The organism is Pseudomonas sp. GM80 (assembly GCF_000282515.1).
Lineage (GTDB): Bacteria > Pseudomonadota > Gammaproteobacteria > Pseudomonadales > Pseudomonadaceae > Aquipseudomonas.
This window is the reverse complement of the sequence record NZ_AKJD01000067.1, coordinates 20,469-30,964: the sequence shown is the minus strand read 5'-3', so window position 1 is coordinate 30,964 and position 10,496 is coordinate 20,469. Positions and strand designations below refer to the sequence as shown.

Here is a 10,496-nt window from a genome sequence, read left to right as displayed (position 1 = left end):
AGGATTTGCGTGGCGCTCACAGAACGTATTACAAGCCGCAAGGGTCGTAGCTAAACACCACCCCCCACGGTTCCCACGCCATGACCACGCCCACCGACGGCAAAACCCCCGACCTCTCGGCCAAAGAGCAGCACGAAGTCGAGAAAAACCAGCCGCCCCGTGCGGCCGTCCTGCATGAAATCATTCGCACCCAAGGCGATCAGGAACTGGAGCGCAGCATTGCCGCACTCTGGTGGTCGGCGCTCGCCGCCGGGCTGACCATGGGCCTGTCGCTGATGGGCATGGGCTTGCTCAATTCACGCCTGCCCGAGGGCGACGAATTCAAGGTGATCGCCAGTTTCGGCTACTGCGCAGGCTTCCTCGCGGTGATCCTCGCCCGCCAGCAACTGTTCACCGAAAACACCCTGACGGCCGTGCTGCCGGTGATGACCAAACCGACGATTCGCAACTTCGGCCGGCTGATCCGCCTGTGGACGGTGGTGCTGGTCGGCAACCTCTGCGGCACGATTCTGGTGGCGTACGTGATGCTCGAACTGCCGATCTTCGACACCAAGACTGACCACGCCTTCCTCGAAATCGGCCGCAAGGTCATGGAAAACCACGCCAGCCAGATGTTCGCCAAAGGCATCGTTTCCGGCTGGATGATTGCCACCATGGTCTGGATGATCCCGTCCATGGAGAGCGCGAAGATGTGGATCATCATCCTCATCACCTACCTCATGGCGCTCGGCGATTTCACCCACATCGTCGTCGGTTCGGCCGAAGTGTCGTACCTGGTGTTTGCCGGCGAGTTGCCGTGGAGTGATTTCTGGATGGTCTTCGCCGGCCCTACGCTGGCGGGCAATATCATCGGCGGCAGCTTTATCTTCGCCCTGATCAGCCACGCGCAGATCCGCAGCGAGAGCGGCTCGGCGAAAGTCGATGGCCCTGAAGACGATCAAGGCGAGTCGAAGAAAGATTGATTGCGCTCAGGGGCGGCGGTTGAAAGCGCCTTGCACAAGGCGCTGATCATGTTCGGCCGATCGGTCTGGGCGGGGCTGATCAGCGCGATCTCGCGGTCGTAGCGGTCAGTGCCAAGCGGGCTTACCGCACATTGCTGAGCCCATTGCTCAAAACCGGACCAATAGGGCACGAGGCTCACGCCCATGCCGCCCGTCACCAGCATGGCAATGGTTTCCAGCGCGTCGAGATCGACCAGCGGCGTCGGCGTCAGTCCATGCTCCGCCAGATAGTGCTCGGCGTGCCGTCCGCCCCATGCGTCAGGGTCGTAACGGATGTAGGGCTGGTTCATCAGTTGTGCGGGAATGCTCTGCGCGGACACTTCCTTCGACAGAAACACCAGCGGCTCCTTGCGCAGGGACACCGCTTGCAGCGCTTTGGGCAACTCGAACGGCGGCACCACGAGGATCGCCGCATCCACTTCTCGCGAAAGAAGTGCTTGATACAACGACCGCGATGTTCCCGGCACGATCACTGGCGTCAGCCCTGGCGCCAACTCGGTCAGTGCGCGCAGTGCTCCCGGCAACAGCCCGGTCAGAACCGTGGAAATCGCGCCGATGCGCAACGGTCCCGTCAGCCCTGCAAGGTCCGCATCTCCCGCCAATAACGCCACTTCGCGCACGATGCGTCTGGCCCTGGGCAGTAAGTCGAGGCAGGCCTGACTCGGCTTGGCGGCGTGGCCGACGCGGGATAACAGCTCAAAGCCGAGTTGCCGTTCGAGGGCGAGAATGCGCTGGCTGATCGCTGCGGCCGTCAAGCCTTCGACGCGTGCGGCATGGGCGATCGAGCCACATTCGACGACGGTGATCAGGCTTCTTAAATAGCGCGAGTCCATAAGAAATGCTTTTGATGGCGGAAAGAATTACAGGCTATCTCTTTTGATGCAAACCGCACAGTCTTCAACTGTTGAGCTGTTTCTTTCGTCCGGCGATCGTCAGGAGTTCTCTATGCAATCGATTTTTCATCTCGCGATGCACGTCCGCGATTTGCAGGTTACCCGCCAGTTCTACGGGGATTTATTGGGATGCGAAGAAGGGCGCAGCACCGCCACCTGGGTCGATTTCAATTTTTTCGGGCATCAATTGTCGTTGCATCTGGGCGAGCCCTTTGCGGTGAGTAACACCGGCAAAGTCGGTGAGCACAACGTGCCGATGCCGCACCTTGGCGTGATCCTCGAAATGTCGGACTGGCACGTCTTGAAAGACCGCTTGATCGAAGCCCAAATGGAATTTGTTCTGCCACCCAGCCTTCGTTTTGCCGGCGAGCCCGGTGAGCAGGCGACCATGTTTTTTCTGGACCCTGCCGGAAACCCGATCGAGATAAAGGGCTTCACTGATCTGCAGGGTATCTATGCACAATTTTAATCAGGCTGACGCCACTGCCATTTCGCACATGGTGCGTTCGGACATGGTGAGCGCAGAATCGGTCGCCGAGCATTTTCTCGATTGTGTCGAAGCCCAGGAGCACAGCGTACAAGCCTTCGTTGCGGTCGACCCGGATCAGGTACGCCGCCAGGCTCGCCAGATTAAAAACCGCAATACCAATGGCCTCCTTGCCGGTGTGCCGGTGGGGATCAAGGACATCTTCGACACCGCCGATCATCCCACGGGTTTTTACTCGCCGATCTATGCAGGCAACTGTCCTTCGCGTGATGCGCATGTCGTCGCGCTGTTGCGTCAGGCCGGCGCGGTGATCATGGGCAAGACCCACACCACCGAATTCGCGTACATGCACACCGGGCCGACGCGTAATCCGCATGATTTCGAGCGGACGCCGGGAAGCTCCAGTGCCGGCTCGGCAGCGGGGATGGCGGCCGGTTTTTTTCCGATCGCCTTGGGCACGCAGACCGCTGGATCGTTGATCAAACCGGCCTCGTATTGCGGACTGTATGCGTTCAAACCGACCTATGGGCTGGTTTCTCTGGAGGGGGTAAAACCGCTGGCGCCGAGCTTCGACACGGTGGGTTGGTATGGCCGCTCGGTGCGTGATCTGCACTTGATGGCTCAGGTCTTGATCCCTGGGTTGCCGGCGAGTGCTCATGAGCGGCAGTTGTGCACGTTCGGCTTCTGTCGCACCGCGCGCTGGGATCAGGTCGACGAGGACATCGCCAGATCGCTGGACGCTGCCGTTGAAGATCTGCGCCGGGCGGGCCATCAGGTGCGCGAGGTGGAGTTGCCGGAGGAGTTTGCGACGGTATTCGATGACCATTTGTTGATCAACGATTGCGAGGGTGCCCGGTCACTGGCCAAGGAACTGCAAGCGCAGCCTGAGCTACTCAGCGATGAAGTGTTGGCGATGATCGAACGCGCCCGCCTGACGACGTGGGAGCAGGAATCTGCGGCAAAGAAGCGTCTGGCAGCATTGGCCGCTGTGCTGGCACCGATATTCAAACCGTTTGACGCCATGCTGGGGGCGAGCTGCGGCATCGTCGCCCCGTTGGGCCTTGGCGCGACCGGGCCTTCGGATTTCAGCAAATTCTGGATGGCGTTCGGTTTGCCTCAGATCAACATTCCGCTCGTGCGCAATGCCGGGGCGTTGCCTGCAGGTCTGCAAATGATTGGCGGTTTTCGAGACGACAGCATTCTTTTGCACGCGGCCGAGCAGGTGGATGCGGTGCTGAGAGCGTCCGGCTAACGGAAGAGATCGTATCGGGCGGGGAGGGTGTTGCGTGTACTCCGTCGCAGCGCAGATGCGCTGCGACGGAGCCCGGTCAAGTGTCAGTGCGCAGCATCGGCAGCGCTGGCGCCTTGTGGAGTAGTCACCCCACGGACAACCCGGCCAATGGTCAGGCCCTGCACCAGAATCGACGACAGCACGACGATGTAGGTGATGCTCAGCAACAAGTCACGTTCGGTGCCCAGCGGCAGCGACAGTGCCAGCGCCACCGAGACGCCACCGCGCAAACCACCCCACGTCAACACGCGGATGGTGCCGCGCGGCACCGTGCGCCAACGGCGCAGCAGGACAATCGCCGGGGCCACGGTGAGCAGGCGCGACAATAGAATCGCCACCGCCAACAAACCTGCCGCCGCCAAGTGCAACCAGTTGAACGGCAGCAGCAACAGCTCCAGGCCGATCAGCGCAAACAGCAGCGCGTTGAGCATGTCATCGAGCAACTCCCAAAAACCGTCGAGGTATTTGCGGGTCATGTCGTTCATCGCCAGGTTGCGCCCCAGGTTACCGATGATCAGACCGGCTACCACCATCGCGATCGGTGCCGAAACGTGCAGTTCGCTGGCCATTGCCGAACCGCCGATCACCAGCGCGAGGGTCAGCATCACTTCGATCTGGTGCTGCTCGATGCTCTTGATCATCAGGTAGACCAGATAACCGATCAGCCCGCCGAACACGACGCCGCCAATGGCTTCGTGCGCGAACAGCAGGGCGGTGGCACCAACGGTCGGGGTTTCGCCAAGTTGGGCGATGCCCAGCAACACGGTGAACACCACCACCGCGGTACCGTCGTTGAACAGCGATTCGCCAACGATGGTGGTTTTCAGCGGTTTCGAGGCGTTGGCGGTTCGCAGTACGCCGAGCACCGCGATCGGGTCAGTCGGCGAAATCAGTGCGCCGAACAACAGGCAGTACAGGAAGCTCACGTGCCAGCCGAACAGGGCAAAGATGTAATAGGCGAGGCTGCCGATCACCGCCGTGGCGATCAAGACACCGAAGGTCGCCAACAGGCCGATGGGCCAGCGGTAGCTGCGCAAGTCGTTGAGGTTCACGTGCAAGGCGCCGGCGAACAGCAGGAACGACAGCATCCAGTTCATCAGCAGATCGCCGAAGTCGATCTGGCCGATCAGTTGCTGCACGCGTTCTTCGAGGCCGGGGTAGCCGAGCACGCTGAGGCCTTGCAGCAGCAGGGAAAACATCAACGCGGTAACCATCACGCCGATGGTCGGCGGCAGGCCGATGAAGCGGAAGTTGACGAAGGTGAGGAGGGTGGTCAAACAGATGAAAGCGGCGACGAGTTCAAGCATCCGGGGTCCTTTGGATGAGGGGTGGAAAGACAGCGCACCGATTCTTCGGTGCAAGGGTTGGATGGGTTCGCACAGGTCGAGGACACATGATGTCTCCTGTGGCGAGGGGATTTATCCCCGCTGGGCTGCGAAGCAGCCCCAAAACAGTCACCACCGACCGGATCGCCGGGATTACGACGACTGCGTCGCCGAATGGAGCGGTGCGATGTTTCGCTAAATCCCCTCGCCAGCGATAGGCTGCGTCCGGTGATCTCGAGTTCTTCAGCCGGACACATTGACCGCAGTCGCGCTGCGCCGTTGCAGGTAGATGAAGAACAACGCCGTCAGTACCGTCAACACACCGACCGCGGCACCCGTCCAAGGCAAGTCGGCCAGATCTGCGCCGCTGGCAACCACCAACCCGCCGATCCATGCACCCGCCGCGTTGCCGAGGTTGAAAGCACTCTGGTTCAGCGTCGAGCCCAGATTCGGTGCTTCATGGGCCTGATCGATGATCAGCAGTTGCAGGATCGGGCACAGCGCAAAGGCAAAAATCCCCCACAGCACCAGGGTGATCGCTGCTGGCACCACCGAGCGGCTGGTCTGGCTGAACGCCGCCAGAATCACCACCACTGCCAGGGCCACACCGACCAGCGAAGGCAACAAACGGCTATCGGCCAAACGTCCGCCGAGCATGCTGCCGCCGGTCAAACCGACACCGAACAGCAGCAACATCACGGTCACACCGTGCGGGCTGACGCCAGTGATGTCCTGCAGGATCGGCGCGATATAAGTGAACACGCTGAACAGACTGGTCGAGGCCAGCACACTCATGCCCAACGCCAGCAGCACATTGACCTTGCCCAGCACTTTGAATTCGCTGGCGAGGTTGGCCTTGTCCATGGGGATGTGTTTCGGCAGCCACAACCATTGTGCGAGGGCAGCGATGACACCGATAACCGACACCGCCCAGAAGGTCGAACGCCAGCCTGCGTACTGGCCGAGCGCTGTGCCCAATGGCACGCCGAGCACGTTGGCCAGGGTCAGCCCGGTGAACATCATCGCAATCGCCTGAGCGCGTTTGTTCGGCGCCACTAGCCCGGCGGCGACCACCGAACCGATGCCGAAAAATGCGCCATGGCACAGCGCCGTGACCACCCGCGCGGCCATCAGCGTTGCGTAGTTGGGCGCGAGGGCGCAGAGGATGTTGCCGAGGATGAACATCAGCGTCATCCCCAGCAATGTCGCTTTGCGTGGCATGTTGGCCGTGCCGATCGCCAGGATCGGCGCGCCGAATACCACGCCCAGCGCGTAACCGGTGATCAGCAGGCCGGCATGCGGAATGCTCACGGCGAGGTCGCGGGCAACGTCGGGCAGCAGGCCCATGATGACGAATTCAGTGGTGCCGATGCCGAACGCGGCAACAGCGAGTGCAAGCAAGGCGAGTGGCATGCGCAAGGTCTCTGTCGTTAGTCTTGACGCGTTGATCAGGCATACGCAGGCCGACGACCGATCTCGAAGAGAGGCGGTGCAGGCAGGAATTATTGGAATTTTTCTGTGCGCAACTGAGTGCGGCGTGGTCGCTTGCAGTATAAACAGCTGCTGACACATCGCGAATCAATAATCTGACTATTCGAATTATCGATTTTCACTGTAGGAGCTGCCGAAGGCTGCGATCTTTTGATCTTGTTGTTGAAAATCAGAATCAAAAGATCGCAGCCTGCGGCAGCTCCTACACGGGGACTGATAAAAATAAGGGGTGAAGGGTGCTGGCGACGGGTTTGGTATTGATGGCGGCGCTGTTGCATGCGACGTGGAATACGTTGATCAAGTTCAGTGCCGAACGGCTTTTGGTGGTGGCGTGCATGGACACCGTGGCGCTGCTGGTTGTGGCCATTGCGTTTCCATTTGTGAGCTTGCCGCCGATGGAAATCTGGCCATGGATTCTGGCTTCAGCGGCGTTTGAATTGCTCTACCGCTATCTGCTGATCCAGGCCTATCGGGTCGGCGATCTGGGGCTGGTTTATCCACTGATGCGTGGGCTGTCGCCGCTGGTGGTGCTGGCGCTGACCTTGATCTTCGCCGGTGAAGTGCTCACCACGCAGCAGATCTTCGGGATCATGCTGATCCCGTTCGGCATGGCGTGCCTGCTGTGGCAGGGCGGCGGTGGCAAACACTTGCCGTGGTCGATGCTGCCGGTGGTGGTGCTGATCGGCCTGTGCATCGGTTGCTACACCTACATCGATGGCCAGGCGCTGCGGCGCTGGTCGCATCCGCTGGATTATCTGGTCTGGGTCACGTTGCTCAGTGCCTGGCCGTTTCCGCTGCTGGCATGGGTCGCCAAGCGTCCGGCGTTCATGCAGTTCTGGCGTGAGCAATGGAAGCTGGGCTTGGCGGTGGGCTTCTGCGTATTGGCCAGCTACGCTCTGGTGCTATGGGCGATGCAGTTGGGCTCGATTGCGGAGGCGGCAGCGTTGCGCGAGATCAGCGTGATCCTGGTGGTGCTGTTCGGCATGCGCTACCTCAAAGAACCTTTTGGCCGGCCACGGCTCTTAGCCTGTGGGTTGGTGCTGATCGGCATGCTGGTGATGAAGTTCTGACCGCTCGCGAATTCTAAAACTCGAAAGAAGGACGGCGTTATGACGGTGGCTCTGTGGTGTGTGTTGATCGCGATTTTCCTGCCGTATATCTGCACAGGGGTGGCCAAGGCCGTGGGCGGCTACCGCCTGAGTGACAACCACGATCCGCGCGACTTTCTCGAAAGCCTCAACGGTGTCGCAAGACGCGCGCATGCGGCGCAGATGAACAGCTTTGAAGTGACGCCGGCGTTTGCTGCGGCGGTAATTGTCGCGCACCTGGTGGGCACGGCGGAGCTGGTGACGGTGAATGTGCTGGCAGTGCTGTTTATCACCAGTCGCCTGCTGTACATCATTTGCTACCTGGCGGACTGGGCGATCCTGCGTTCGCTGGTGTGGTTTGTGGGGATGGGGTTGATTGCTTCGTTCTTCTTTGTGTCTGTTTGATTATCAGTGTTGCTGATGGCCTCATCGCGGGCAAGCCCGCTCCCACAGGTTTTTTTGGTGTACACAAAATGTGTGGTCACCATCAATTACTGTGGGAGCGGGCTTGCCCGCGATGGCGATTGATCAGGCAACAAACATCTCAGGATTTGTCCTTGGGTGTATCAGCCACCTGCGGCACTTGCGGCAGCGCCGCGCCTTTTGGCCAGAGCATCCAGATCTGCCCTTGCTGTTTCATGTCCCCGGCCAGTTGTCCGGCCGCGTCACCCGTGCCCCAGAACAGATCCGCACGCACTTCGCCGGCAATCGCGCCGCCGGTATCCTGCGCCGCCACCGGGCGCACCAGTGCCGTGCCGTCCGGGCGTGTGGTCGACAGCCACAACAGACTGCCCAACGGAATCACTTTGCGATCCACCGCTGCGCTGTAGCCGGCAGTCAGCGGCACGTTCAGCGAACCGCGCGGGCCTTCGTTGCTGTCCGGGTTGCGGGTGAAGAACACATAACTGGGGTTGCTGCCGAGCAACTCCGGGATGCGCGCCGGGTTGGCCTTGGCCCAGTTGCTGATCGCGCTCATGGTCACGTCTTCTTTCTTCAACTCGCCTTGCTCGACCAGCCAGCGGCCGATCGGCCGGTACGGATGGCCGTTCTGATCGGCGTAGGCGATGCGCAGCTGTTTGCCGTCCTCGGTCTGAATCCGCCCGGAACCCTGAATCTGCAGAAATTGCAGGTTCATCGGATCGGTCAGATAGGCAACCACGGGGGCTTTGATGCCTTTCGATTCAATGGTCGCGGCATCGTCGTAAGGCTTGAGCACGCGGCCTTCAAGACGTCCGCGCAGGCGCTTGCCTTTCAGTTCCGGATAAATGCTGTCGAGCGAGACAATGATCATGTCTTCGGGAACGCCATATACCGGCACATTGGCCACCGCGGTGGGGGTCAGGCTGCCGGGGTAGACCGGCTCGTAATAGCCGGTAATCAAGCCGTTGGGGTTGTCGTTTTCGGCGCGCAGGCCGTAAACGTCGAGATTCTGTTTGAGGAACGCACGAATCTCCGTGGCGCTCTGCGGCACATTGGCGGCGGCTGCGCAGGTGGTGCCCCATACCGCATCAGCCTTGAGTCGGGTGCAGGCGCTGCGCCACGAACCGAAACCGGCGACCAGATCGCTGTCGGACACCGCCGGCAGTGCTTCCCAGCTAGCGCTGGAGTAAGTGGCCAGGGCGTGGGTTTTCGGCTTGGCGTTGTCGCCACCGGTGCAGCCGGCAAGCATTGCCAGCAGCGCAAGGGTCGGGATCAGCGGGTGACGCCAGGCCGGGGAACGGCTGTTCATGGAGTGATTCCTGTGCCGGTCGCCCGAATGCTCCATGCGTTCAGACAACCCTCAATTTTAATAGGGCTATTGGTGTTTGTCGGTGACGCGAGGATACTGGCCGCCGATTCCGTGACCTGAAGCCACCATGACTCTTAAAAGAATTGCTGTTGTATTGCTGGCCTGTCTGACCTTGTCCGCCTGTGGCGGTGTCGATCCGAATTCTCCGCTGGGCCAGCGCAAGGCCATTTTCAAACAGATGCTCAAGACCGCTGAAGACCTCGGCGGCATGTTGCGTGGTCGCATTCCGTTCGACGGGCCGAAGTTCGCCGAAGGTGCGGTGAAACTCGACGCGTTGTCCCATGAACCTTGGAAGCATTTCCCGCAGGTTCGCGAAGAAGATCACACCAGCGCCAAGGACGATGTCTGGCAGAAACAGGCACAGTTTCAGGACATGGCCCGCCAACTGGAAACAGCCACCGGTGAATTGGTGATCGCCAGCCAGGTTCAGCCGTACAAGGCCAGCAACCTCGGGCCTGCGGTGCAGAAAGTTGAAGATGCCTGCAGCGCTTGCCATAAACAGTTTCGCGATCATTGATCTTCAAGACTGCTGAGTAACCCTGTGGCGAGGGGATTTATCCCCGATCGGCGGCGTAGCCGTCGCAAATCCATTCAACCAGGTATGCCTGTTACAGCTGAGTTGAATGGACTTGGGGCCGCTTCGCAGCCCATCGGGGATAAATCCCCTCGCCACAAGGGCATCAATTACTTGTCGATTTCGTCCAGCGCGTCCTGCAGTTCTTTACGCGACTCGGCGAGTTTGTCTTTGCGTTTGTTGATCTTTTCCGGATCGCCTTTCTTCATCGCCTTGTCCAGATCCGCCTGGCGCTGGCTCACTTCGTGTTTGGCCTCAAGCACTTTGTTTTCGCGCTCTTTCTTCAGGCCGGCGTCGGTGCAGTGTTCGGTCACTTCGCTCAAGGCTTTTTCCAGGCCAGCCTGCTGATCGGCATTGCCGCGCGATTTGGCCTGTTCGATCTGGTTGATGATGCCCTGCTTCTTGGCGGCGCAGCCGGTCAGGCCCGGGCCGTCTTCTTCGGCCATGACTGGGGCGGCAAGCATGCCGCAGAAGGTCAGCATGGCCAGCGGTGCGAGAAATTTCATAAAAGCTCCATGTGCAAAGGCGTTCGGGTCGGGTAGGCACTGCGCTGTTGG

At 60.3% G+C, this 10,496-nt stretch carries 11 protein-coding genes; 6 read left to right on the top strand and 5 right to left on the bottom strand.

All coding sequences use genetic code 11. The annotated features are described in order from the left end of the window. Window positions 1-80 precede the first annotated feature (80 nt). A complete protein-coding gene (locus tag PMI37_RS11970; RefSeq protein ID WP_008081062.1) occupies window positions 81-962 on the top strand; it encodes a formate/nitrite transporter family protein in 882 nt (293 codons plus the stop codon). Here the strand turns inward: PMI37_RS11970 and PMI37_RS11965 are convergent. After that, window positions 938-1,834, bottom strand: a complete 897-nt coding sequence (locus PMI37_RS11965; protein WP_008081061.1) for a LysR family transcriptional regulator — start codon at window positions 1,832-1,834, stop codon at window positions 938-940. The two genes, PMI37_RS11970 and PMI37_RS11965, sit on opposite strands and share 25 nt — an antisense overlap. Window positions 1,835-1,946: 112 nt before the next feature. Here PMI37_RS11965 and PMI37_RS11960 point away from each other — a divergent pair, with 112 nt between their 5' ends. Then, window positions 1,947-2,363, top strand: a complete 417-nt coding sequence (locus PMI37_RS11960; protein WP_008081060.1) for a VOC family protein — start codon at window positions 1,947-1,949, stop codon at window positions 2,361-2,363. After that, the gene (locus PMI37_RS11955; RefSeq protein WP_008081059.1) at window positions 2,350-3,633 is read left to right on the top strand and encodes an amidase; all 1,284 of its coding nucleotides are present in this window, start codon (window positions 2,350-2,352) and stop codon (window positions 3,631-3,633) included. The genes PMI37_RS11960 and PMI37_RS11955 overlap by 14 nt, the downstream gene beginning before the upstream one ends. An 83-nt stretch (window positions 3,634-3,716) precedes the next feature. Here the strand turns inward: PMI37_RS11955 and PMI37_RS11950 are convergent, their stop codons facing one another. Both PMI37_RS11950 and PMI37_RS11945 read right to left on the bottom strand, forming a co-directional pair. Continuing rightward, on the bottom strand, window positions 3,717-4,979 hold the full coding sequence (locus tag PMI37_RS11950; protein ID WP_008081058.1) for a cation:proton antiporter: 1,263 nt from the start codon (window positions 4,977-4,979) through the stop codon (window positions 3,717-3,719). 261 nt (window positions 4,980-5,240) lie between these two features. Then, window positions 5,241-6,410: an MFS transporter gene (locus tag PMI37_RS11945; protein ID WP_008081056.1), complete on the bottom strand. Its 1,170-nt coding sequence runs from the start codon at window positions 6,408-6,410 to the stop codon at window positions 5,241-5,243. Between the two features lie 314 nt (window positions 6,411-6,724). Here PMI37_RS11945 and PMI37_RS11940 point away from each other — a divergent pair, with 314 nt between their 5' ends. Both PMI37_RS11940 and PMI37_RS11935 read left to right on the top strand, forming a co-directional pair. Next, on the top strand, window positions 6,725-7,558 hold the full coding sequence (locus PMI37_RS11940) for an EamA family transporter (protein WP_008081055.1): 834 nt from the start codon (window positions 6,725-6,727) through the stop codon (window positions 7,556-7,558). Between the two features lie 39 nt (window positions 7,559-7,597). Continuing rightward, on the top strand, window positions 7,598-7,981 hold the full coding sequence (locus PMI37_RS11935) for an MAPEG family protein (protein WP_008081053.1): 384 nt from the start codon (window positions 7,598-7,600) through the stop codon (window positions 7,979-7,981). Window positions 7,982-8,120: 139 nt separating this feature from the next. Here PMI37_RS11935 and mltA read toward each other — a convergent pair whose 3' ends face one another. Continuing rightward, on the bottom strand, window positions 8,121-9,305 hold the full coding sequence (mltA, locus tag PMI37_RS11930; RefSeq protein ID WP_008081051.1) for a murein transglycosylase A: 1,185 nt from the start codon (window positions 9,303-9,305) through the stop codon (window positions 8,121-8,123). 127 nt (window positions 9,306-9,432) lie between these two features. Between mltA and PMI37_RS11925 the strand changes: the two genes are divergently transcribed. Further along, the gene (locus tag PMI37_RS11925; RefSeq protein ID WP_008081049.1) at window positions 9,433-9,882 is read left to right on the top strand and encodes a c-type cytochrome; all 450 of its coding nucleotides are present in this window, start codon (window positions 9,433-9,435) and stop codon (window positions 9,880-9,882) included. A gap of 167 nt (window positions 9,883-10,049) precedes the next feature. Here the strand turns inward: PMI37_RS11925 and PMI37_RS11920 are convergent, their stop codons facing one another. Continuing rightward, window positions 10,050-10,445 carry a DUF1090 domain-containing protein gene (locus PMI37_RS11920; protein ID WP_008081047.1) on the bottom strand — a complete coding sequence of 132 codons (396 nt, stop codon included), beginning with the start codon at window positions 10,443-10,445 and terminating at the stop codon, window positions 10,050-10,052. Window positions 10,446-10,496: the final 51 nt, after the last annotated feature.